The organism is Roseovarius sp. MS2, assembly GCF_051447875.1.
Classification (GTDB): Bacteria; Pseudomonadota; Alphaproteobacteria; order Rhodobacterales; family Rhodobacteraceae; genus Roseovarius; species Roseovarius mucosus_A.
On record NZ_JBKHVF010000001.1, the window covers coordinates 3112798 to 3133925 of the forward strand.

Consider the following 21128-nt stretch of genomic DNA (forward strand, 5'->3'; position numbering starts at 1 on the left):
ACAGGTGAAATCGTCGCTTTACATTCTTTCAAACCGGACGAGTTTCCTTTAGGAAAATGACCAATTCACCCCTTTCCGGAGTTGCCCCTATGCCCCATGACGGACACCAGCCTGTTGCAGATCAAGGCTTTTTCACCGAATCTCTGGCCTCACGCGATCCCGACCTCTTTGGCGCGATCCGCTCTGAACTGGGGCGGCAGCGCGACGAGATCGAGCTGATCGCGTCTGAAAACATCGTCTCTGCCGCCGTGATGGAAGCGCAGGGCAGCGTGATGACCAACAAATATGCCGAAGGCTATCCCGGCAAGCGCTATTATGGCGGCTGCCAATATGTTGATATCGCGGAAAATCTGGCGATCGAGCGGGCTTGCGCATTGTTTGGCTGTAGCTTTGCCAACGTTCAGCCGAATTCCGGCTCGCAGGCCAATCAGGGCGTGTTCACGGCGCTGTTGCAGCCGGGCGATACGATCCTTGGCATGAGCCTTGATGCGGGCGGTCACCTGACCCATGGGGCAGCGCCGAACCAATCGGGCAAATGGTTCAACGCCATTCAATACGGCGTGCGGCGCGAGGACAATCTGATTGACTACGATCAGGTGCAAGCGCTGGCGACCGAGCATCAGCCCAAGCTGATCATCGCGGGCGGATCGGCCATTCCGCGCCAGATCAATTTTGCCCGGATGCGCGAGATTGCCGATAGCGTTGGGGCCTATCTGCTTGTTGATATGGCGCATTTTGCCGGTCTGGTGGCCGCCAAAGAGCATCCGAGCCCGTTCCCCCATGCGCATGTGGCCACCACCACGACGCATAAGACATTGCGCGGCCCGCGCGGTGGCATGATCCTGACCAATGACGAGACGCTGGCCAAGAAATTCAACTCGGCGATTTTCCCCGGTATTCAGGGTGGTCCGCTGATGCATGTGATTGCGGCCAAGGCTGTGGCCTTTGGCGAGGCGCTGCGCCCGGAGTTCAAGAGCTATATCCAGCAGGTGATCCGCAATGCGCAGGCGCTGTCGGATCAGCTGATCAAGGGCGGGTTGGACACGGTGACGCATGGTACTGATACGCATGTGTTGCTGGTCGATCTGCGCCCCAAAGGCGTGAAAGGCAATGACACCGAAAAGGCGTTGGGCCGCGCACATATCACCTGCAACAAGAATGGTGTGCCGTTCGATCCCGAGAAACCGACCGTAACCAGCGGCATTCGCTTAGGCTCGCCTGCGGGGACGACGCGCGGTTTTGGCGAGGCGGAATTCCGTCAGATCGCGGATTGGATTATTGAGGTGGTTGATGGGCTGGCGGCCAATGGGGCCGATGGAAATGGCGCGGTCGAGGCCAAGGTGAAAGCCGAGGTCGAGGCGCTGTGCAAGCGGTTCCCGCTCTATCCGAACCTCTGATTTCTGCGCAGGAACATGCCCCGCGTGAGCCAAGGCTTGCGCGGGGTTTCTATTTCATTTCAGGATATTTGTGGGCGCTTTTAAAGCGGGGACTGCCAGCGGATCAGCGCATAGATCAAACCTGCGAGAAGCATCAGGTTAAGCACGATCCCCCCGACGAGGCGCAGAACGGCGGTCTTGCGCGCCTCTTGCGGGTCGAGCGTATCGAGATAGGCGTGCAGATCCGAAAAGGCGCGATCAACTTGGCCCATGTCGAGCACGCGGGCGAGTTTGGCATGGGCCATCCAATCCTGTGCGCCCAGAACAATGGCCCCGGCGCGGCGCTGACGGCGAGGCAAGCGCCGCCCGGCACGGCGCAATTGCCGTTCAAGCGTGGGACCGCGCAGGCGCATCCGGTCTGTTAGGGCCTGTTGTAGCCGTGTGGTCTTGGTATTAAATTCTTCTGTATCAATCACTTGGAAATCCCTCTTGAGGTAGTTTACCGGTTGCTGGGCTACGCGGCAATAGGGCTGGAAACGCTGTGATTGCGGCGGTATGAGGGGATATGTTGAACCGGATCGAACATGGCGCGCCGACTGAGCGGCCGGGATTGGTGATTGTGCATGGGCTCTACGGGTCTGCGCGCAATTGGGGGGTCATTGCCAAGCGGCTGTCGGACACGCGCCATGTGATCGCGGTGGATATGCGCAATCACGGCGCAAGCCCTTGGTTTGAAACGCATTCCTATGAGGATATGGCTGGCGATCTGGCCGAGGTGATCAAGGGGTTGGACGGCCCATATGATGTGCTGGGCCATTCAATGGGCGGCAAGGCGGCGATGGTGCTGGCGCTGACGCAACCGGCCTTGGTCAATCGGCTGATCGTTGCGGATATTGCGCCGGTGTCCTATGGCCACAGTCAGGTGCAGTATATCAAGGCGATGCAGGCGGTCGATCTGGCAGCGGTTGAGCGAAGGTCGGACGCGGCCGCGCAATTGCAGGCCACGGTGGACAATCCGGCGCTGGTGCCGTTTTTCCTTCAGGCGTTGGATGTGGCGGAAAAGCGGTGGTTGTTGAACCTAGAAACGCTGGCGCGCGAGATGCCGAAAATTCTGAGCTTTCCCGATATTTCAGGGTCTTATGAGGGGAAGGTGATGTTTCTCACTGGGGCAGACTCGGCCTATGTGACCCGCGAGCACCGCGACCGGATCAAGGCGCTGTTCCCTGCGGCACAGTTTGCCAAAATTCCCGGTGCGGGCCATTGGCTCCATGCCGAAAAGCCGCGCGAGTTTGAGGCGGCGGTGCGCACCTGGTTGGGGTGAGCGGCACCTTGGTTCAACGCAGTTCGTAAAGCTTTCTGGCCACGATGTAGGACACCGGGAAGGCAGCGATAAATCCCAGAAGGGCGGCGATCAGGATCGGTTTCAGCGTGTCCTGTCCCATGACGAGGGCGGCGATCACCGCAGAGCCAGAGAGCGTGGAGCCGATGAAAAGATGCAGGATGAGGCCGAGGCGTAACATGGCGGAGACTTTCCCTTTTGGTGCGTTTGTTTATGGTACCGCACCTCGATTGAGCGGGCCTTGATCTGGGTCAGGGATTGCTTCTGAACATGAAAAAACCCGCCGGAGGGTGATCCGGCGGGTTCCATTTTAGCGTTTGCGGTTCAGGCCGCTGCTATTCCTGTTGCCCCATGAACATCAGCAGGAACTGGAACATGTTCAGGAAGCTGATGTAGAGGCTCAGCGCGCCGTCGTAGGCGGATTTGTCCAACCATTCCTGATCCCCATGTGCCGCGTGTGCGACATAAGTGTTCTTGATCTCTTGCGTGTGGAACGCGGTAAGACCGGCGAAGATCAAGAGGCCGATGGCCGAGATGGCGAACATCATGGCCGGGCTTTGCAGGAAAATGTTGATCACCATGGCGACAACAAGACCGATCACGCCCATGATGAGGAAAGAACCCCAACCCGAGATGTCCTTTTTCGTGGTGTAGCCAAAGAGCGAGAGACCCGCAAAGGCTATGGCGGTCACGATAAAGGTCTGGACGATCGAGAAGCTGGTGAACATCAGGAAGATCGAGCTCATCGAAATACCGATGAGCGCGGCGAAGGCGAAGAAGCCAAGCTGCACGGCGGCAGCCGAAGCCCGACGCACGAGCGCGCCCCAACCAAGGAAGATGAACGCCAGCGGGGCCAGCATCACCACCCACTTGAGCGGCGAAAGGTAAAGCGCTGCGCCAAGGCCCGTCAGCATCTTGCCATTGGGAAGTTGTGCGGCGGCGGCGGAAGGATCGGTTGTCACGGCAAGCCCCGCGATGGCCCATGCCGCAAGCGCCGTGATGAGCATGCCCACGGACATCGTGCCGTAGACCTTGTTCATGTGCGCGCGTAGGCCCGCGTCAATCTGGGCGGTGCGTGTGCCCGTCGCCGTCCGGATCGTGTTTAACTCTGCCATGTAACCCTCCGATATGTGAATGGCGATCCCGTTGTGGGACATTGCCAGTAATATCGGTAGGCCTGTCCGACATTTCAAGCGTTCATGCTTGTTTTAGACAGGTTTTATGCGGGGATTTTTGGCGCGCGCTTGACGCGAGAGGCGGTATCGCGGCGCGGCACCTCAGATATCCGTGGGGTGGCCGTGTCAGGGCGGGCCCTGACACTGTCCTTGAGCGGGTCAGCAATGCAGCCGACGGGGCAAATCCCAGAAGGGGCGGCTTGCCTCGCGCAGCGCGGCTTCGCGGGTTAGACCAAGGTCTTCGAGCGCGGCATCGTCGAGCCGATAGAGGGCGCGGCGCTGTGTCCAGACAGCCAGCATCTCGGCAAGGCGCGGAGCGCGCAGGGCGGACCGGAGGACGGAGGTTTGGGCATGGACGGTCATGGTCTTTCCTTTCCCTTTGGTGATGTGGCTTGGGGTTTTCATTTCGGATGTTGATCTTTTGCCCGGATTCGTTCAATTTTGAAAATGAATGTTTGGCCGACTCATCATCAAGGAATGTGATATATGCGAAACCTCGACATCACTACGTTGCGCTCGTTGGTGGCGGTGGCCGACCATGGCGGTGTGACGCGCGCGGCGACGGCGTTGAATCTGACGCAATCAGCGGTCTCGATGCAGATCAAGCGGTTAGAGGAAATGCTGGATCTTACGCTTTTAGAGCGCGCCAATCGTCGGGTGTCATTGACCGCGCCGGGTGAGCAATTGGTGGGCTATGCGCGGCGTATGCTCGATCTGAATGACGAGGTGATGGGGCGGCTGACCGAAGAGACATTTGAGGGGGAATTGGCGCTCGGTGTGCCGCATGACATCGTTTATCCGGTGGTTCCACGTGTGCTCAAGCAGTTCAACGCGGCCTTTCCACGGGTCAAGGTCAACCTGCGCTCATCCAGCACGCTGCGGCTGCGCGAGGCGCTTGCGCGGGGCGAGGTGGATGTGATCCTGACCACCGAGGAAGGCGTGGGCGAGGGGGGCGAGACCTTGACGCAGATGAATCTGCGCTGGACCGGTGCGCAAGGCGGCGTGTCGTGGAAGCGACGCCCGCTGCGGTTGGCGTTTTGCCGCCAGTGCATTTTCCGGCCCATCGTGCTGCGCAAGCTGGATGCGGCTGGGGTGGATTGGGAGTTGGCGGTCGATTCCGAGGATGATCGCGCGGTTGAGGCATTGGTGAGTGCCGATCTGGCGGTTGGGGCGCTGCTCGAGAGCAGCATCCCGCCACATCTCGAGGCGATCCACCCCGGCGGGGCGCTGCCGGATCTGGGGATTCAAAAGATCAACCTGTACGGCAATGCGGGCCGCGATGCGGTGCGCGCCGAATTGATGCGGATGTTGCGGCAGGGATTTGGCGCGCTGACATCGCCGGTGCTTATGTCAGCGTGACCACGACCTTGCCGGTGGATTTGCGCAAGCGCAGCAGATCAAGCGCCTCTGCGGCCTGTTCAAGCGGCAAAAGATGCGAGACATGCGGGCGCAAGCGCCCAGCTGCATACCAGTCAAACAGGGTGGCCATGCTCTGGGTTACCACCTCGGGGCGGAATTTGAGATAGCCGCCCCAATAGAGGCCCATCACAGTGATATTCTTGACCAGAAGGTGATTGGCGGGGATTTGTGGCACATCGCCAGAGGCAAAGCCGATCGTCAGGATGCGCGCCTCGGGGTTGCAGGCGCGCAGTGCGGCGGTGAATTGATCGCCCCCCACCGGATCATAAACCACATCGACGCCGCCAAGCGCGCGGCAGGCATTGCGGATATCTTGGGTTGCCGCGTCGATCAGGTGATCGGCCCCAGCCTCTTGGGCCACGGCGAGTTTGTCGGCGCCGCGAGCGCAGGCGATCACACGCGCGCCCATCTGCTTGCCGATTTCAACAGCCGTGAGGCCCACACCCCCGGCGGCCCCCAGAACCAACAGGGTTTCCCCCGGTTGCAGCCGCGCCTTGTGATCCAGCGCAACGTGGCTGGTGCCATAGGCCACTTGAAAGGCCGCTGCATCGGCAAAGCTCATGGCATCGGGCAGGGGCACCGCGCGGTCGGCGGGAAAACAGCCATAGTCTGCAAGCCCGCCCTGACCGCCAAAGACCGCGATACGGGTGCCGGGGGCGGGGCCATCGGTGCCGGGGCCAAGGGCGTCAACCGTGCCTGCCACCTCCATTCCTAGGGTAAAGGGCGGCTCTGGCGTGTCCTGATAGGCCCCCTTGATCATCAGCAGATCCGCAAAGTTGAGCCCGCAGGCCGCGATCCGTACTCTGATTTCGCCCGGACCCGGGGTTGGGCGGGGCAGATCGGTCAAGAGGGGCTCTGCGCCCTTCGCGGGCAGGTGGTAGGCGCGCATGTTGAACCCTTGTGATTCTGACGAGGCGAGATAAAACTGTGATCGTGGTTAGACGAATTCGATTCGCTCTGTCAAACCTGTGCAAGCCAAGCACAAAAAGTGGAAAACACCCTATCCAAAAGGATAGGTGCCCGCTTAGATTGTGTTTCATTGGGATAGGTCACGCAAATGGATAGCGATATTTCTTGAATTTTAACACCATCTTGGTAGGGTCTGGCACGCGCTGCTGGGATGCGTGGCGTCTTGCTCGGGGCATTTGTTTCGGGTGATCGAATTACGGTAATTCTCAGAGTAGGTAAGAAGGAACACTATATGCCGCACCCCGTTGATGTGCACGTCGGCAAACGTATTCGGCACCGCCGCTGGCTGGTGGGAATGACCCAGCAGCAGCTGGCAGAGAGCGTCGGAATCAAATTTCAACAGATTCAAAAATATGAGACAGGTGCGAACCGCGTAAGCGCGTCGCGGCTCTGGGACATTGCCGAATCGCTGGATGTCGAGATCAGCTTTTTCTTTGAAGGCCTGGATCAAGAGGGCGGTGTGGAGCGCGAAAAGAGCGATCCAGCACGGGCCGACCTGATGGGCGACAAAGAGGCGCTGGATCTGGTGCGTTCGTATTACGCCATTCCCGAAAACCAGCGTCGGCGTTTGTTCGACCTTGCCCGGGTTTTGAGCGAGGTGGCTTGAGCCGAGCCGGCCTTGGGTCTATCCCTCTGCGCAAGCGGTAGGAAAGGCGGGCCGGAATGGACAAGACAGATATCGTCAGGACAGCCCACGCGGTGGCAGATGCCGCGCGTGAGGCTGTTTTGCCGTTTTTTCGCAGTGCCGGGCTGACGGCGGATAACAAACTGCCTGAGGGGCGGTTTGATCCGGTGACAGAGGGCGACCGTGCCACAGAACGCGCCATGCGCGAGGTTCTGCGGCGGTTGCGTCCGCAGGATGGAATCCTTGGCGAGGAATATGGCGCGGTTTCGGGCACCAGCGGCCTGACATGGGTGCTGGACCCAATCGACGGCACGCGGGCATTTATGTCTGGGGCCCCGACATGGGGCGTGCTGATCGCGGTTTCTGACGAGACTGGCCCGATCTATGGGATCATTGACCAGCCCTATATTGGCGAGCGGTTTGAAGGCGGCTGGGGCACGGCACGGATGACCGGGCCGATGGGCGCGCGGGATCTGCGGGTGCTGGGCGCGCGGGCCTTGTCGGATGCGATCGTCTTTACCACCTTCCCAGAGTTGGGCAGCCCGGCAGAGGCGGCAGGCTTTGCCGAGGTCGCGGCCTGCGCGAAGGTAACGCGCTATGGGCTTGATTGTTATGCCTATTCTCTTGTTGCGGCGGGGCATGTCGATCTGGTGATCGAGGCTGGTTTGGCGGCCTATGATATTCAGGCACCGATTGCCGTGATCGAGGCGGCGGGCGGTATTGTCACCGACTGGCAGGGCGGGCCTGCGCATCAGGGTGGGCGGGCGATTGCCGCCGCCGGGCGCGCGCAGCATGAGGCGGCGCTGGAGATATTGTCGAAAGTGGTGTGAGGCGGGCAGTCGCTGGGCCGCGGGACGGCCCGGCGATCGCGCGGCACCCTTCGGGCTTGATTCCGCGCGGGGCGCTTTGTGCAAGCGTTGACAAAAGGTCAGATACGCACCGCCTTGCCCGCCACCCAAACGCCGGCAATGGCGCGGTCGTCGCCCATCATGATCGTGGGAAAGAGCGCCTCCCAGATGTCGTTTGCTTGCGCGCTGCGTTGCGCGATGGCGGGGGTTGAGGCGAGATCGAGGGCAACCAGATCGGCCTCCATTCCCGGTGCGATAGTGCCGATATGCGCGCCCATGTGCAGCGCCTTTGCCGAACCTGCGGTGGCGAGCCAGAGAAGCTGTGCCGGGTGCAGTGCTGTGCCGGTCAATTGCCCGATTTCATAGGCGGCGGCCATGGTGCGCAGCATGGAAAAGGACGAGCCCCCGCCGGTGTCGGTGGCAAGGCCCACACGCTGCCCTTCGGCCACACGCGCGGCGAGGTTGAATAGGCCCGATCCGATAAAGGTGTTGGAGGTGGGGCAATGGATGAGGGCTGCGCCCATCTCGCGCAGGCGGTCGCGCTCGCGCGTCTCAAGGTGGATGGCGTGGCCATAAAGCCCGCGCGCCCCCAAAAGGCCGTGCGATTCGTAGGTGTCGAGATAATCGCGCGCCTCAGGGTAGAGGGATTTGACCCAGGCGACCTCGTCCACCTGCTCGGACAGGTGGGTTTGCATCAGGCATTCGGGGTATTCCGACCAGAGCGCACCCAAGGCCGCAAGCTGATCCGGCGTTGAAGTGGGCGAGAACCGGGGCGTGATGGCGTAAGAGAGCCGGTCCACGCCGTGCCAGCGTTCCAGCAGTGCTTTGCTGTCGTCGTAGGCCGATTGCGCGGTGTCGCGCAGCCCCTCGGGTGCATTGCGATCCATACAGGTCTTGCCCACCACGGCGCGCAGGCCACGCGCCTGCGCCGCCTCGAAAAACGCGGTCACGCTGGCGGGATGGATGGTGGCGTAGCTCGCGCAGGTGGTGGTGCCATGGGCGAGCATGAGGTCAAGATAGCGGCCCGCGATGTCCGCCGCATAGGCGGGATCGGCAAAGCGCATTTCTTCGGGAAAGGTATAGGTGTTGAGCCAGTCGATCAGGCGTTTGCCCCAACTGGCGATGATCGCGGTCTGGGGGTAATGCACATGCGCATCGACAAACCCGGCGCTGATGAGGCGGCTGCCCATGTTGGTCACGGTGGCCTGTGGGGCCTGCGCGCGTAGCTCCTGCGCGGTGCCGACGGCAGCGATCCGGCCATTTTCGATCAAGAGCGCCTCATGCAGGGTCGAGGCCCCGGCGGGGTCGCCGTCGAACGGTGAACGATCGAAGGCGAGAACTTGGCCGGTGATCAGGGTGAGTGACGACATTTGCCCCCCGTGGGCTAAGGATTGCGCAGGGGGCAGGATAAGGGGGCACAAGGCCGGGGTAAATCGGCCCAATGTGATTGTTTTCCGCAAGACGGTTCTTTAATCCTGCGCGCAACAGAAACGCAGGGGGGCAACATGGCAGAACACGAAGACGATCTGGCCCCCGAGGTGGAACAGGACGAGGATGATACGCCGCTCACGCGGTCCTTGATTGCGCGGATCATGTATGCGGTCGAGACGCAGGACCGTGAAATGCTCTGGGCCGAGATGGAGCCGCTTCATGCGGCTGACATCGCCGACCTTCTGGAACAGAGCAACGCCTATGACCGACGGCGCTTGATCGCGCTTTACGGGCAGGAGTTCGACGGCGATATTCTGTCGGAACTCGACGAATCGATCCGCGAAGAGGTGATCAACCTTCTGACGCCGCAGGTTCTGGCCGATGCGGTGCGCGAGCTTGATTCCGATGATGTGGTCGATCTGGTCGAGGATCTGGAGGATCAGCAGCAAGAAGCGATCCTGAGCGTTCTGGAAGACAGCGACCGTGCGGCGGTCGAACAATCGCTGACCTATCCGGAATATTCCGCTGGCCGCCTGATGCAGCGCGAAGTGGTGATGGCCCCCGAGCATTGGACCGTCGGCGACGCGATTGATTTCATGCGCCATGCCAAGGAATTGCCAGAGCAGTTCTATCACATCGTGCTGGTCGATCCGCGGCTGCACCCGGTGGGCAATGTCACGCTGGGGCGGATCATGGCCTCGCGTCGGGATGTGCCGCTGAAAGACATTGTGGAGGAGACATTCCACACTATTCCGGTCACGCGCTATGACGGCGATGTGGCCTATATGTTTAACCAGTATCACCTGATTTCGGCCCCCGTCGTGGATGAGGATGGCCGGTTGGTGGGCGTGATCACCATCGACGACGCGATGGCGGTGCTGGATGAAGAGCACGAAGAAGACATCATGCGTCTGGCCGGTGTGGGCGAGGGCGGGATCAACGATTCCGTGATCGAGACCTCCAAGCAGCGGGTGCCGTGGCTTGCCGTCAATCTGGGCACGGCGATTCTGGCCTCGTTGGTGATTGCACAGTTCGAATTGGCGATTGCGCAACTGGTGGCGCTGGCCGTCTTGATGCCGATTGTCGCCTCGATGGGGGGCAATGCGGGCACACAAAGCCTGACGGTGGCAGTGCGCGCCTTGGCGACCAAAGACCTGACCGGCGCGAATGTCTGGCGGGTGCTGCGGCGCGAAACGCTGGTTGGGCTGATTAACGGGTTGATTTTCGCGCTGGTGATGGGCGCGGTTGGGGTGGTCTGGTTTGGCGGGCCGGAATTGGGCTATGTGATCGGTGCCGCGATGGTGATCAATCTTGTCGTTGCCGGGTTGGCAGGGGCGGCCATACCGGTGATCATGGACCGGATGGGCGTTGATCCGGCGCTGGGTTCGGGCACCTTTGTCACCACGGTGACGGATGTGGTGGGTTTTTTCGCGTTTCTGGGGCTGGCGACGGTGTTTCTGATATGACCGATTTGACAGAGGTGAAGGCCGCGGCGCGCAAGACCGCGTTTGAGCGGCGCGCCGAGGCGCATCGCGCCCGGATGCCGGGGACGGCGGCGCTTTTGTCGGGGGTATTGGCGGGGTATCGGGGCGTGCCGCTGGCAGGCTATATGCCGATCCGGTCCGAGATTGATCCGCTGACCGCGATGGAAGAGGCGGCAGCGCATGGGCCGGTGGGCGTGCCTGTCATTCGCGGCGCTGGTCTGCCGCTTGATTTTTCGCGCTGGGGGCCGGGATGCGCGCTGCGCGAGGGGCCGTTTGGCGCGATGGTGCCCGAGGTGGACGATTTTTTCGAGCCAGAAATCTTGATTGTGCCTTTGGTGGCCTTTGATCGCCGGGGCGGGCGTCTGGGCTATGGCGGCGGATTTTATGACCGCACGCTCGAGATGCTGCGTGCCCGGCGCGGGACATTGGCCATCGGCTTTGCCTATGGTGCGCAGGAGGCGGCGGAACTGCCGCTTGAACCCACGGATCAGCCGCTTGATATGGTCGTGACCGAGGTGGAGGTGATCAGCTTTGGCACGCGCGGTCAGAGTGGGAGATAATCCATCATTTCCCCGGCTGCACGCGCAGGATCGCTGACCGGGCGCACCATCAGCGCGTTGGCATTGGCGAGGATGGTCAAGAGTGAGCTGTCCTGTTTATCCTCGGGATGAATACCTTCAGGCGTGAGGGCCGCGCGCATGTAATGCTCGCGCGGGCCGTTGGCGGGCAGGGCAATCGCCAAGGGCGCGCGCAGGCGCGGCGCGGGGGCGGTGCCCAAACCCAGCATGGCATTGATCATGGGCGCGATGAACACATGACCGCAGACCATGGCCGACACCGGATTTCCGGGCAGGCCGACCATGGCTGCGCCGTTCAGACGCCCGGCCATCAAGGGCTTGCCGGGGCGCATAGCGACCTTGTAAAAGGCGCGGTCCATGCCCAGATCGCCCGCCACGCGCCCCACGAGATCATGATCGCCGACCGAGGCACCGCCGATGGTGATGATCAGATCAGCGCCTCGCGTCAGGGCAAAACATGCGGTGAGCGAGGCCACGGTATCGCGGGCGATGGGCAGGATGCGCGCCTCTGCCCCCATCGCGTCGAGCATTGCCTTAAGGCCAAAGGTGTTGGACGCGATGATCTGATCGGGGCCGGGGGCCTCTCCGGGCATGACCAATTCGTCGCCGGTGGACATCAGCGCCACCTGTGGTTTGCGGCGCACCGGCACGGCGGCGATGTTCATCGAGGCGAGAAGTGCAATGTCAGCGGGGCGCAGACGTCGGGGGGCGGTGATGGTCTGACCTTCGCGGAAATCGCAGCCCAAGGGGCGAATATGATCCTTGGGGTCAAGATTTTGGCCAAGGGTGATCTGGTCGGCGTCGCGGGTCACATCCTCTTGGATGATCACGCGGGTGGCCCCTGTTGGAATGGGCGCGCCGGTAAAGATGCGCACCGCTTGGCCGGACGACACGGACCCGGCGTAGGCATGGCCTGCCGCGGCCTCGCCGATCACCCTGAGGGTGGTGCCGGGGGCCGCATCAGCGCCGCAGACCGCATAGCCGTCCATGGCAGAGGCGGCGAAGGGCGGCTGATCGCGCCGCGCGGCCACATCGCGGGCAAGGATGCGGCCTGCGGCCTGCGCGAGCGGCACCTCTTCGATGTCGAGCGGTTGAACAAGGCTGAAGAGATGCGCGAGGGCCGCGTCAACAGTGATCATGTCGCCTCATACCGTCCTGATTTTCCACCATCTTTTAGGATCACGCGAAGGCCGCCGATTTCCATCGCCTTATCCACCGCCTTGGTCATGTCATAGACCGTGAGGGCCGTGACGGAGGCGGCGGTCAGCGCCTCCATCTCGACGCCGGTCTGGCCTGTGGTCTTGACCGTTGCGGCGATGCGCACGCCGGGAAGATCGGGGTCAAGGGTGAGGTCCACCGTGACTTTGGTGATGGCAAGCGGGTGGCAGAGCGGGATAAGGTCGGGCGTTCGCTTGGCGGCCATGATCCCGGCAAGGCGGGCGACGGCCAGAACATCGCCTTTCTTGGCGCGGCCTTCGGCAATGATATCAAAGGTTTCGCGGGCCATCTTGATGTGGCCTTCGGCCACGGCCACGCGCGCAGTCACATCCTTGTCCGAGACATCGACCATATGGGCATGGCCTTGGCCGTCGAAATGGCTGAGCCCGGACATCAGAATCCGCCCGGTGTCAGCGGATTGGCCAGCAAGTTGCGCGTGGCCTGTGCCACATCCTCGGCGCGCATCAGGGTTTCGCCGATCAGGAATGTGCGCGCGCCGTAACGGGCCATGTCGGCCAGATCCTCGGGCGTTGCGAGGCCGCTTTCGCAGACGATCATGCGTTCGGGCGGCACGAATTTGGACAGTTGCCGCGTGGTGTCGAGCGTGGTCTCGAAAGTGTTGAGATCACGGTTGTTGATGCCGATCATCCGGGATTTGAGATGGTTGGCGCGGTCGAGTTCGGCGCGGTTATGGACCTCGATCAGCGCATCCATGCCCCAATGGGTTGCAGCCTCTTCCAATTCGAGCGCTTGCGCGTCCGAGACACTGGCCATGATGATCAGGATGCAATCGGCCCCCCAAGCGCGCGCTTCGGCCACCTGATAGGGATCATACATGAAATCCTTGCGCAGCACGGGCAGGTCGCAGGCATTGCGCGCCTGTTCAAGGTAGTCCGGCGCGCCCTGAAAGCTGGGCGTATCTGTCAGCACCGAAAGACAGGTGGCCCCGCCGGTCGCATAGGCCTGCGCCAGCGCGGCGGGGTCGAAATCGGCACGGATCAAGCCCTTGGAGGGGCTGGCCTTTTTGATTTCGGCAATGAGGCCATAGCCGGTTTTGGTGGCCTTAAGCAGCGCATCCGCGAAGGGGCGGACGTGCGGAGCCTCATGGGCCAGTGTCTCGATCTCGGCCAAGGGGTGCGCGGCCTTGGCTGCGGCAATTTCTTCGAGTTTATAGGCTTTGATCTTGTCCAGAATGGTCGGCGTTGTCATGCAGTCTCCGATGTCAGTTTCGCAAGGGCAGCGATTTTTGCGCGGGCTGCGCCGCTGTCGATGCTTTCTGCGGCCTGGGCCACGCCGGCGCGCAGGTCGCTGGCATGTCCGGCAACCGTCAGGGCGGCGGCGGCGTTGAGCAGCACAGCATCTCGGTAGGCGCCCGGCGCACCATCAAGAAGCGCGCGCAGGGCGGCGGCGTTTTCCGCAGGGGTGCCCCCCAAAATGGCCTCGAATGGATGTACGGGCAAGCCAAAATCCTCGGGGTGCAATTCGGTCTCGTGGATGCTGCCGTCGTCTTCGAGGGCCGCGACCCATGATACGCCGGTGATGGTCATCTCATCGGTGCCGTCCGAGCCATGCACAAGCCAGGCGCGGGTTGAACCCAATTGGCCCAAGGTTTCGGCCATGGGGCGGATAAGATCGCGGGAAAACGCGCCGGTGAGTTGGCGCTTGACGCCTGCGGGGTTGGTAAGGGGGCCAAGGATGTTGAAAATTGTCCGGGTGCCCAATTCGGTGCGTACCGGCCCGACATGTGCCATGGCCGGGTGGTGCATGGGGGCCATCATAAACGCTATGCCCACTTCCGTCAGCGCGCGTTCGACCACCGGCACGCCGACCATCACCTTGATCCCCATTTCCGTGAGCGCATCCGCCGCCCCGGATTTGGAGGAGAGGTTGCGGTTGCCATGTTTGGCCACGGGCACGCCCGCGCCCGCCACAACAAAGGCCGTCGCGGTCGAGATATTGAGCGTGCCCTTGCCATCACCACCGGTGCCGACGATGTCCATGGCCCCCTCTGGCGCGCGCACGGCGTTGCATTTGGCGCGCATCACGGCGGCGGCGGCGGCGTATTCATTCACCGTCTCGCCGCGCGTGCGCAAAGCCATGAGAAAGCCCCCGATCTGGGCAGGTGTCGCTTCGCCTTCGAACAGGATCTCAAAGGCGGTTTCGGCCTCTGTGCGACTGAGGGGGCGGTCGACAGCGGCAGCGATCAGCGGTTTGAGCTGCTCGCTCATGCCGGAACCTGCATCATGTCGATGAAATTCTTGAGCAGCGCGTGACCGTGTTGCGATGCGATGGATTCGGGGTGAAATTGCACGCCCTGAATGGGCAAGTCGCGGTGTTGCAGGCCCATGATGGTGCCGTCTGCCAGTTCTGCGGTGATTTCAAGGCAGTCGGGCAGGCTGGAGCGTTCGACCACAAGCGAGTGATAGCGCGTCGCCTCAAAGGGAGAGGGTAGGCCAGCAAAGACGCCTTTGCCCTCATGAAGGATCTGGCCCATCTTGCCATGTACGATTTCGGAATGGCGGATAACCTTGCCGCCAAAGGCCTGACCGATGGTCTGATGCCCAAGGCAGACGCCCAAAAGCGGAATACCCGCCTCGGCGGCTGCAAGGGTGAGCGGCAGGCAAATGCCCGCCTGATCCGGATCGCAGGGGCCGGGCGAAAGCAGGATGCCATCGGGGCGCATCGCCATCGCTTCTTGCACATTGAGCGCATCATTCCGCACAACGCGGGTTTCTGCACCCAATTCGCCTACGTAATGGACGAGATTATAGGTGAAACTGTCGTAGTTATCGATCAAGAGCAGCATTCGCGCCTGTCCTCATGCAAAGGGGGCTGGAGGCCAAGGGGCCGGTCGCGGTATACTTGTTCAGTCTTGCGCGGCACCGTCAAGGGGCGCTAGGCCGGATAACAGGCAAAACAGGCAGATGTGGGGGCAAAGGCAGTGGCACGCGGAGTATTGGCAGGCATGATGACGGGAACGCTGGTGTCGGGGCTGGCGTTGGGCACACTGTCTGTGCTGAGCGGGGCACCGGGTACGGTGCCGCCCGAAGCGGTGAGTTTGGAGGTGCCTGCGGGGTCGGGGTTTGATCTGCGGCGCGAGGATGCAGAGGCGGCCTTGCCCGAGACGCAGGCCGCGCCCGAGACGGCGGGAGTGTCGCAGGCCGCACCGCCTGCGCCCGATGACAGCGCTGGCATCGGTGCAGTCGAGACCGCGCCGGCAGCGGTGCCGGAAACGGGGGAGGCGGCCGCTTTGGCTGAGGCTCCCGAAGTGGCGGCCGATAGTGGCGGTGTGGCGGTCGAGAGCGACGAGCCGGTTCTGCCAAGCCCGCTAGTGCCAGCGCCTGTGGTGCCGAACAGCGAGGGCGCGGTGGCGGTTTCGACCGATCCCGCGCAGCCGCCCGCACCCCCTCCAAGCGAGGAGAGTGCTGGGCTGAGCGCGCCAGAGGCGGCGCAGAGCGAGTCGATTTTTCCATCCGAGGAGCCTGCGCCGGTGCTGATCCCTGACGCCACGGATGGCGAGGGCGTGGCGGATCTGTCGCCGGAAGCCGAGGCACAAGCAGAAGTGGCCCCTGTGCCGGAAGCGGACGCAGAGACTGTGGCCAAGACCCTGCCTGCGCTGGGCACGATCGGCAACCGGGCCGAAGGGGTGACAACCAACCGCCTGCCCAGCCTTGGCGATCCTGCGCCCGAGGTTGCCGAGGCCATCGCAGAGCCTGAGGCGGCGGAGGGTGCCTTGGTGCGCAATCGGGTGGCGTTCGACAATCCCGAGGGCAAGCCGCTTATGGCGATCATTCTGATGGATGACGGGCAGAGCCCGATTGGGATCGAGGCGCTTCAGAGTTTTCCCTATCCGCTGAATTTCGCGGTGGATGTCACCTGGTCCGGGGCGGCGGATGCGGCAGAACGCTACCGCGCCGCCGGATTCGAGGTTTTGGCCATGGCCGATTTGCCCGAAGGGGCGCGGCCCGAGGATGCCGAAGTGGCGATGCAGGCCTGGTTTACGCAGGTGCCGCAAGCGGTGGCGGTTTTGGAAGGGGCAGGCGCGGGCCTGCAATCGAGCCGCGAAGCCACGGCGCAATTGGCCCCGATTCTGAAAGAGAGCGGGCATGGGCTGGTGATGCATCCCAACGGGCTGAACACGGCGCAAAAGCTGATCGCGCGCGAGGGCGTGCCCTCGGCCAGCCTGTTTCGGGATTTTGACGGGCAGGGACAGAATGCCGCCGCCATCCGGCGGTTTCTGGATCAGGCCGCGATGCGGGCGGATCAGCAGGAGGATGGCGTGATCATGCTGGGTCGGTTGCGGGCGGATACAATCAGCGCCCTGCTCCTCTGGGGCTTGGCAGACCGAGCCGCAAGCGTGGCCTTGGCGCCGGTGTCGGCGGTGCTTCGGGCGGAGTGATCCCGGCGCCTGCCCTGTCCGGTCGTTGACCGGGGGTGCCGTTCGCGGCTACGCTTGGGCCATAGTCATGCGAAATGGAGTTTTTATGATGTCCAAAAGATTGATTTTGGCACTTGGTCTTTCATTGATGGGATCGGCGGCCTTTGCGGATATGACCGTGCAATTGGGCGGTGGCTGGGATGGTCGCAAGGTGCCCGCCGGTCAGCATTGCCCTTTGTCCGGTGGCAAAGGCAGCACGCCCCCGATGACGGTCTCGGGTATTCCTGCGGGCACGGTCTGGCTGATTGCCTATTACAACGACAAGTCTTACGGCCCGCTGTCGCAGAATGGGGGCCATGGCACGATCGGCTATCCTGTCAAAGGAGCCACGGCCGATCTGCCTGCGGTGCCCGGAATGACCGCAAAGCTGCCCGGTGGCGTGCGGGTCATCAAGCCTGCGCGCTCGACCGGGGATTACGCAAGCCCGGGATATCTGCCGCCATGCTCTGGCGGTCGCGGCAATCGGTATACGGTGGATATTCGGGCGGTCGATGCCGCGGGCAAGGTGTTGTCTGAACTGAAGAACGTCGACATCGGAAAATACTGAGCGCTGCGCCGATCTGGCCCATTGGGCCGCGAAAGGCCCGCATCATGCCGCACCGGGGACAGCCGGGGGGACGCTATGACCGCAGGTTGGGACCACAACCATAGCGAAAGGTGCTGGCGATGATCCTCTATCCGACCTTGGAAATACTGGACGGAAAATGTGTCACTCTGACGCGCGGGCGGCTGGATGAGCCGGTCTTCTGGCATGTGGACCCGGTCGAAACCGCGCGCCGTTTTGTGGCCGCCGGGGCAGATTGGATGCACCTCACCGATATGAACGGGCTGCGCGGCGCGGGTGACAATGATGCGCTTATCGAGCAGATCATCCGGGCCGTGGGTATTCCGGTGCAGCTTGGCGGCGGGTTTCGGGGACGCGAAGCGGTGGAGCGCTGGATCGACAAGGGGGCGGGGCGGATCGTGCTGGGCACAATGGCGGTTCAGAACCCCGAAGCGGTCAAGGCGCTGGCCAAGTATCACCCGGATCAGATCGTCGTGGCGGTGGATATCTATCAGGGGCAGTTGATGACCGATGGTTGGCGCACGGCCTCTGCCTTTGGTCCGGGTGAGTTGATCGCAGCCTTTGACGGTGTGCCGCTGGCGGGGATTTTGATTACAGATATTGATGCCGATATCGAGGATAGTGATGGCAGTCTCGGGGTGATTTCCGGGCTGGCAGCCAAGACGCGGCATGCGGTGATTGCGCGGGGCACGGTGCGGACGGTCGATGACGTGGCGCGGCTGCGCTACATTCCCAATATCGACGGCACGATCATCGGGCGCGCGCTTTTGTCCAAGGATGTCGATCTGGGCGAGGCTCTGGCGATTGCGCGGGCCGCCCCCGAGGCGAAGGCAGAGTTCATCTGAGCGCGCGGCCTTAGCCCCGCCACTCTCCGGGGCCGAGGCCGTCGAGTGTCCAGTCCCCGATGCGCCACCGGATGAGGCGCAGGGTGGGGTGGCCGATATGGGCGGTCATGCGGCGCACCTGCCGGTTGCGCCCTTCGGAGATCGTAAGTTTCAGCCAGCAATCGGGCACGGATTTGCGAAAGCGGACGGGCGGGGTGCGCGGCCAGAGGGTCGGAGGCTCTGTCCGCTCGACCCTTGCAGGCCGCGTCGGGCCGTCGCTCAGCGTGACACCGGCACGCAGGGCTGCGAGGGCTGTGTCATCCGGCAGACCTTCGACCTGCGCGTAATATGTTTTTTCTGTTTTAAAACGAGGATTTGCGATGCGCGCTTGAAGTTGGCCATCATCGGTCAGCAACAAGAGCCCTTCGCTGTCGCGATCCAGCCGACCGGCGGGATAGACGCGGGGGATGTCGATGAAATCCGAGAGCGTGGCACGCGGGCTGCCCTCGCTGCCGCGATCGGTGAATTGCGACAGCACGTCATAGGGTTTGTTGAAGAGGATGAGGCGGGCCATACCCCTGTCTTGCCCGAGGGCAAGGCCCGCCGCAAGTCTCAGTTATAGCCGGGGCGCAGGCCTTGGCGGATCTTGTAGGTCCAGGGCAGACCGGCGTTGCGCCAGCCGTTGACGGCGCGCGCGCCAGCCTCGTTGGTGTCGCCCTCGAACCCATCCACGACGTTGTAGAGCGTCACGTCAATGCCGCCGTCGACGAGTTTGCCTATGGCCTCGGCGCTGCGCGAGCCAGAGCGGCACATCACCAAGAGCGTATCCACACCTGCAGCGGCATCACTGGCAAGCCATGCCTTGACCTCGTCAACAAAGGCGGGGTTGTCCACCATCTTGTAAGAGCCTTTCTTGGCGTCGAAGGTCAGGGCAGGGTCCATCAGTTTTGACGGGATATTCGCAGCAGCGGCCGTGGCATAGCCAATCAGGGTCACCTCGGACGGGGTGCGCACATCAATAAGGGCGACGTTGGGATGATCGGCCAGCACGCGGGCAGCGTCGGCGGCAATCATATAGAGGCCGGGGGCGGTCTGTTTGCTCTTGCTCAGTGTGTCGACAGCCACGGGCTCTTGTAGGGTCAGGGCACCGCCACCCGCGCTTGCGAGCGGCGCGAGTGCCAAGGCCAAGGCCACAAGGGCCGGGGCGGCGAATCGTGTGATGCGGTTCATTGGGCTTCCCTCCATTACATTCCTAAAGTGGAATATGATTGGAAAGACCTACGCCCGCCTGCACCCGTGCGCCTTGACCTGTGTCAAACGGGATTAGCCGTTGCTGTCGCCACCAAAACGCGCGGCATCGGCAGCTGCGCGACGTATGGCGTTCGATTTATGGACGGTTTCCATATATTCCGCCTCGGGGTCGCTGTCATAGACAACGCCGCCGCCTGCCTGAATATAAAGGTTCTGATCCTTGACCACGGCGGTACGCAGGGCGATGCAGACATCCATATCGCCGCCCGAGCTGAAATAGCCGACACCGCCGCCATAGACGCCGCGTTTCTCGGGCTCCAACTCGTCGATGATCTCCATCGCGCGGACCTTGGGCGCGCCCGACACGGTGCCTGCGGGCAGACCGGCGAGAAGGGCGCTGAGCGCATCCTGATCCTCCGCCAACTCGCCCACCACATTCGAGACGATGTGCATCACGTGGCTATAGCGCTCGATGATGAATTTCTCGGTCGGATGAACTGTGCCGATCTTGCAGACGCGACCGGCGTCGTTGCGCCCCAGATCCAGCAGCATGAGATGCTCGGCCAGTTCCTTTTTGTCGGCCAAAAGATCGGCCTCAAGGGCGCGATCCTCTTCGGGGGTGGCGCCACGGGGGCGTGTGCCTGCGATGGGGCGGATCGTCACCTCTTGGCCAAACACACGCACGAGGATTTCGGGGCTGGCCCCGATCACCTGAAAGCCGCCAAAGTTGAAATAGAACATGAAAGGCGACGGGTTGGTGCGCCGCAAGCTGCGGTAGAGGGAAAAGGGCGGTTGGCGAAAGGTCTGGGTCCAGCGCTGGCTGGGCACCACCTGAAAGATATCGCCTGCGCGGATGTAATCCTTGGCCTTTTCAACGGCTTGCTTATAGCCGTCGCGGGTGAAATTCGAGACCGGGGCGGCATCTTCATGGGCCTCACCCAAGCGGCGGCTGGATTGGGGCAGGGCGCGTTCCAGATCGCGGACCGCGTCCATCACCCGCTCGGCGGCCTGCGCATAGGCGGCGCGCGCCGATTGGCCGCTGCTGACCCATGCGGGGGCCACAACCATGACCTCGCCCTTGACGCCATCCAGAACGGCAATCACCGAGGGGCGCAGCATCACCGCATCCGGCAGGCCAAGCGGATCGGGGTTCACATTGGGCAGGTGTTCAACCAGCCGGATCATATCATAGCCCAGATAGCCAAAGAGACCGGCACTGGCAGCGGGCATGCCCTCGGGCAGGGCGATGCGGCTTTCGGCGATGAGGGCGCGCAGATTGGCCAGCGGATCGCCGTGCTGATCCTCGAACGCGTCATGATCAAACCGCGCCTGACGGTTGATGCGGCTGGTGGTGCCGTGGCAGTGCCAGATGACATCGGGTTTCATGCCGATGATGGAATAGCGCCCGCGCAATTCGCCGCCCGTCACCGATTCGAGCAGGAAGGCATCGCGCGCGGCACCTGTCAGCTTGAGCATCAGCGAGACGGGCGTGTCGAGATCGGCCGCAAGCCGCGCATGCACCACCTGATTTTCGCCCGCTTCATAGGCGCGCGCAAATTCCTCAAAGGACGGGGTCAGTTCCAATTTT

24 protein-coding genes are annotated in these 21128 nt (G+C 62.5%); 10 read left to right on the top strand and 14 right to left on the bottom strand.

What is annotated here, in order from left to right:
- The first annotated feature begins 89 nt into the window (after positions 1-89).
- Positions 90-1397, top strand: a complete 1308-nt coding sequence (gene glyA, locus ACLGGT_RS15280; protein WP_008282051.1) for a serine hydroxymethyltransferase — start codon at positions 90-92, stop codon at positions 1395-1397.
- Positions 1398-1477: 80 nt separating this feature from the next.
- On the opposite strand, the gene ACLGGT_RS15285 is transcribed toward glyA, so the two are convergent.
- Positions 1478-1852 carry a hypothetical protein gene (locus ACLGGT_RS15285; RefSeq protein ID WP_375553808.1) on the bottom strand — a complete coding sequence of 125 codons (375 nt, stop codon included), beginning with the start codon at positions 1850-1852 and terminating at the stop codon, positions 1478-1480.
- A gap of 89 nt (positions 1853-1941) precedes the next feature.
- On the opposite strand from ACLGGT_RS15285, the gene ACLGGT_RS15290 reads away from it, so the two are divergent.
- Positions 1942-2697, top strand: a complete 756-nt coding sequence (locus ACLGGT_RS15290; RefSeq protein ID WP_437196732.1) for an alpha/beta fold hydrolase — start codon at positions 1942-1944, stop codon at positions 2695-2697.
- Between the two features lie 13 nt (positions 2698-2710).
- On the opposite strand, the gene ACLGGT_RS15295 is transcribed toward ACLGGT_RS15290, so the two are convergent.
- The 3 genes from ACLGGT_RS15295 to ACLGGT_RS15305 form a co-directional block, all read right to left on the bottom strand.
- On the bottom strand, positions 2711-2896 hold the full coding sequence (locus ACLGGT_RS15295; RefSeq protein WP_219436039.1) for a CTP synthetase: 186 nt from the start codon (positions 2894-2896) through the stop codon (positions 2711-2713).
- A 154-nt stretch (positions 2897-3050) separates the two neighbouring features.
- Positions 3051-3830, bottom strand: coding sequence for a Bax inhibitor-1/YccA family protein (locus tag ACLGGT_RS15300; protein ID WP_008282055.1), 780 nt, complete (start codon positions 3828-3830; stop codon positions 3051-3053).
- A 219-nt stretch (positions 3831-4049) separates the two neighbouring features.
- Positions 4050-4253 (bottom strand): DUF1127 domain-containing protein, encoded by a 204-nt coding sequence (locus ACLGGT_RS15305; protein ID WP_037298278.1) that lies wholly within the window; start codon positions 4251-4253, stop codon positions 4050-4052.
- Positions 4254-4376: 123 nt separating this feature from the next.
- Between ACLGGT_RS15305 and ACLGGT_RS15310 the strand changes: the two genes are divergently transcribed.
- Complete coding sequence (locus tag ACLGGT_RS15310) at positions 4377-5249, top strand: LysR family transcriptional regulator (RefSeq protein WP_008282057.1); 873 nt, start codon at positions 4377-4379, stop codon at positions 5247-5249.
- On the opposite strand, the gene ACLGGT_RS15315 is transcribed toward ACLGGT_RS15310, so the two are convergent.
- The gene (locus ACLGGT_RS15315; protein WP_437196733.1) at positions 5236-6198 is read right to left on the bottom strand and encodes an NADPH:quinone oxidoreductase family protein; all 963 of its coding nucleotides are present in this window, start codon (positions 6196-6198) and stop codon (positions 5236-5238) included. The two genes, ACLGGT_RS15310 and ACLGGT_RS15315, sit on opposite strands and share 14 nt — an antisense overlap.
- A 312-nt stretch (positions 6199-6510) precedes the next feature.
- Here ACLGGT_RS15315 and ACLGGT_RS15320 point away from each other — a divergent pair, with 312 nt between their 5' ends.
- Entirely contained in the window at positions 6511-6885 is a 375-nt protein-coding gene (locus ACLGGT_RS15320) for a helix-turn-helix domain-containing protein (protein WP_008282060.1), read from the top strand.
- Between the two features lie 56 nt (positions 6886-6941).
- Positions 6942-7733 carry an inositol monophosphatase family protein gene (locus ACLGGT_RS15325; RefSeq protein WP_437196734.1) on the top strand — a complete coding sequence of 264 codons (792 nt, stop codon included), beginning with the start codon at positions 6942-6944 and terminating at the stop codon, positions 7731-7733.
- A 98-nt stretch (positions 7734-7831) separates the two neighbouring features.
- Here the strand turns inward: ACLGGT_RS15325 and guaD are convergent, their stop codons facing one another.
- A complete protein-coding gene (gene guaD, locus ACLGGT_RS15330) occupies positions 7832-9121 on the bottom strand; it encodes a guanine deaminase (RefSeq protein WP_437196735.1) in 1290 nt (429 codons plus the stop codon).
- Between the two features lie 135 nt (positions 9122-9256).
- On the opposite strand from guaD, the gene mgtE reads away from it, so the two are divergent.
- Both mgtE and ACLGGT_RS15340 read left to right on the top strand, forming a co-directional pair.
- On the top strand, positions 9257-10648 hold the full coding sequence (gene mgtE / locus ACLGGT_RS15335; protein ID WP_081508360.1) for a magnesium transporter: 1392 nt from the start codon (positions 9257-9259) through the stop codon (positions 10646-10648).
- Positions 10645-11226, top strand: coding sequence for a 5-formyltetrahydrofolate cyclo-ligase (locus ACLGGT_RS15340; protein ID WP_008282064.1), 582 nt, complete (start codon positions 10645-10647; stop codon positions 11224-11226). Before mgtE ends, ACLGGT_RS15340 begins: the two co-directional genes overlap by 4 nt.
- On the opposite strand, the gene ACLGGT_RS15345 is transcribed toward ACLGGT_RS15340, so the two are convergent.
- Genes ACLGGT_RS15345 through ACLGGT_RS15365 form a run of 5 tightly spaced genes read right to left on the bottom strand, consistent with a single transcriptional unit; the run spans position 11211 to position 15259 of the window.
- Positions 11211-12383: a molybdopterin molybdotransferase MoeA gene (locus ACLGGT_RS15345; protein WP_437196736.1), complete on the bottom strand. Its 1173-nt coding sequence runs from the start codon at positions 12381-12383 to the stop codon at positions 11211-11213. The genes ACLGGT_RS15340 and ACLGGT_RS15345 overlap by 16 nt on opposite strands.
- Positions 12380-12856 carry a cyclic pyranopterin monophosphate synthase MoaC gene (gene moaC / locus ACLGGT_RS15350; protein ID WP_151979130.1) on the bottom strand — a complete coding sequence of 159 codons (477 nt, stop codon included), beginning with the start codon at positions 12854-12856 and terminating at the stop codon, positions 12380-12382. The genes ACLGGT_RS15345 and moaC overlap by 4 nt, the downstream gene beginning before the upstream one ends.
- Positions 12856-13671 (bottom strand): indole-3-glycerol phosphate synthase TrpC, encoded by an 816-nt coding sequence (gene trpC, locus ACLGGT_RS15355; RefSeq protein WP_008282067.1) that lies wholly within the window; start codon positions 13669-13671, stop codon positions 12856-12858. The genes moaC and trpC overlap by 1 nt, the downstream gene beginning before the upstream one ends.
- Positions 13668-14690: an anthranilate phosphoribosyltransferase gene (gene trpD / locus ACLGGT_RS15360; RefSeq protein WP_008282068.1), complete on the bottom strand. Its 1023-nt coding sequence runs from the start codon at positions 14688-14690 to the stop codon at positions 13668-13670. Before trpD ends, trpC begins: the two co-directional genes overlap by 4 nt.
- On the bottom strand, positions 14687-15259 hold the full coding sequence (locus ACLGGT_RS15365; protein ID WP_375554811.1) for an anthranilate synthase component II: 573 nt from the start codon (positions 15257-15259) through the stop codon (positions 14687-14689). Before ACLGGT_RS15365 ends, trpD begins: the two co-directional genes overlap by 4 nt.
- Positions 15260-15403: 144 nt before the next feature.
- On the opposite strand from ACLGGT_RS15365, the gene ACLGGT_RS15370 reads away from it, so the two are divergent.
- The 3 genes from ACLGGT_RS15370 to ACLGGT_RS15380 all read left to right on the top strand — a co-directional run bounded on the left by ACLGGT_RS15370 (position 15404) and on the right by ACLGGT_RS15380 (position 18310).
- Positions 15404-16861, top strand: a complete 1458-nt coding sequence (locus ACLGGT_RS15370; RefSeq protein ID WP_437196737.1) for a divergent polysaccharide deacetylase family protein — start codon at positions 15404-15406, stop codon at positions 16859-16861.
- 88 nt (positions 16862-16949) lie between these two features.
- Positions 16950-17447 (top strand): hypothetical protein, encoded by a 498-nt coding sequence (locus ACLGGT_RS15375; RefSeq protein WP_437196738.1) that lies wholly within the window; start codon positions 16950-16952, stop codon positions 17445-17447.
- A 119-nt stretch (positions 17448-17566) separates the two neighbouring features.
- Entirely contained in the window at positions 17567-18310 is a 744-nt protein-coding gene (locus ACLGGT_RS15380; RefSeq protein WP_081508366.1) for a 1-(5-phosphoribosyl)-5-[(5-phosphoribosylamino)methylideneamino] imidazole-4-carboxamide isomerase, read from the top strand.
- 10 nt (positions 18311-18320) lie between these two features.
- On the opposite strand, the gene ACLGGT_RS15385 is transcribed toward ACLGGT_RS15380, so the two are convergent.
- The 3 genes from ACLGGT_RS15385 to trpE all read right to left on the bottom strand — a co-directional run bounded on the left by ACLGGT_RS15385 (position 18321) and on the right by trpE (position 21124).
- Positions 18321-18863 (bottom strand): pseudouridine synthase, encoded by a 543-nt coding sequence (locus tag ACLGGT_RS15385; RefSeq protein WP_008282074.1) that lies wholly within the window; start codon positions 18861-18863, stop codon positions 18321-18323.
- A gap of 38 nt (positions 18864-18901) precedes the next feature.
- A complete protein-coding gene (locus tag ACLGGT_RS15390) occupies positions 18902-19519 on the bottom strand; it encodes a sulfurtransferase (RefSeq protein ID WP_437196739.1) in 618 nt (205 codons plus the stop codon).
- Between the two features lie 93 nt (positions 19520-19612).
- Positions 19613-21124: an anthranilate synthase component I gene (gene trpE, locus ACLGGT_RS15395; protein ID WP_219436029.1), complete on the bottom strand. Its 1512-nt coding sequence runs from the start codon at positions 21122-21124 to the stop codon at positions 19613-19615.
- Between the last annotated feature and the right edge of the window lie 4 nt (positions 21125-21128).

What these genes read in the sequence shown, in the direction of transcription:
- ACLGGT_RS15290 (WP_437196732.1), top strand. Translation starts at nt 1,942, where the DNA reads ATGTTGAACCGGATCGAACATGGCGCGCCGACTGAGCGGCCGGGATTG.
- mgtE (WP_081508360.1), top strand. Translation starts at nt 9,257, where the DNA reads ATGGCAGAACACGAAGACGATCTGGCCCCCGAGGTGGAACAGGACGAG.
- ACLGGT_RS15315 (WP_437196733.1), bottom strand. Translation starts at nt 6,198, where the DNA reads ATGCGCGCCTACCACCTGCCCGCGAAGGGCGCAGAGCCCCTCTTGACC.
- ACLGGT_RS15380 (WP_081508366.1), top strand. Translation starts at nt 17,567, where the DNA reads ATGATCCTCTATCCGACCTTGGAAATACTGGACGGAAAATGTGTCACT.
- ACLGGT_RS15345 (WP_437196736.1), bottom strand. Translation starts at nt 12,383, where the DNA reads ATGATCACTGTTGACGCGGCCCTCGCGCATCTCTTCAGCCTTGTTCAA.
- ACLGGT_RS15305 (WP_037298278.1), bottom strand. Translation starts at nt 4,253, where the DNA reads ATGACCGTCCATGCCCAAACCTCCGTCCTCCGGTCCGCCCTGCGCGCT.
- ACLGGT_RS15320 (WP_008282060.1), top strand. Translation starts at nt 6,511, where the DNA reads ATGCCGCACCCCGTTGATGTGCACGTCGGCAAACGTATTCGGCACCGC.
- ACLGGT_RS15340 (WP_008282064.1), top strand. Translation starts at nt 10,645, where the DNA reads ATGACCGATTTGACAGAGGTGAAGGCCGCGGCGCGCAAGACCGCGTTT.
- moaC (WP_151979130.1), bottom strand. Translation starts at nt 12,856, where the DNA reads ATGTCCGGGCTCAGCCATTTCGACGGCCAAGGCCATGCCCATATGGTC.
- ACLGGT_RS15295 (WP_219436039.1), bottom strand. Translation starts at nt 2,896, where the DNA reads ATGTTACGCCTCGGCCTCATCCTGCATCTTTTCATCGGCTCCACGCTC.
- trpD (WP_008282068.1), bottom strand. Translation starts at nt 14,690, where the DNA reads ATGAGCGAGCAGCTCAAACCGCTGATCGCTGCCGCTGTCGACCGCCCC.
- ACLGGT_RS15325 (WP_437196734.1), top strand. Translation starts at nt 6,942, where the DNA reads ATGGACAAGACAGATATCGTCAGGACAGCCCACGCGGTGGCAGATGCC.
- glyA (WP_008282051.1), top strand. Translation starts at nt 90, where the DNA reads ATGCCCCATGACGGACACCAGCCTGTTGCAGATCAAGGCTTTTTCACC.
- ACLGGT_RS15390 (WP_437196739.1), bottom strand. Translation starts at nt 19,519, where the DNA reads ATGAACCGCATCACACGATTCGCCGCCCCGGCCCTTGTGGCCTTGGCC.
- trpC (WP_008282067.1), bottom strand. Translation starts at nt 13,671, where the DNA reads ATGACAACGCCGACCATTCTGGACAAGATCAAAGCCTATAAACTCGAA.
- guaD (WP_437196735.1), bottom strand. Translation starts at nt 9,121, where the DNA reads ATGTCGTCACTCACCCTGATCACCGGCCAAGTTCTCGCCTTCGATCGT.
- ACLGGT_RS15385 (WP_008282074.1), bottom strand. Translation starts at nt 18,863, where the DNA reads ATGGCCCGCCTCATCCTCTTCAACAAACCCTATGACGTGCTGTCGCAA.
- ACLGGT_RS15375 (WP_437196738.1), top strand. Translation starts at nt 16,950, where the DNA reads ATGTCCAAAAGATTGATTTTGGCACTTGGTCTTTCATTGATGGGATCG.
- ACLGGT_RS15300 (WP_008282055.1), bottom strand. Translation starts at nt 3,830, where the DNA reads ATGGCAGAGTTAAACACGATCCGGACGGCGACGGGCACACGCACCGCC.
- ACLGGT_RS15310 (WP_008282057.1), top strand. Translation starts at nt 4,377, where the DNA reads ATGCGAAACCTCGACATCACTACGTTGCGCTCGTTGGTGGCGGTGGCC.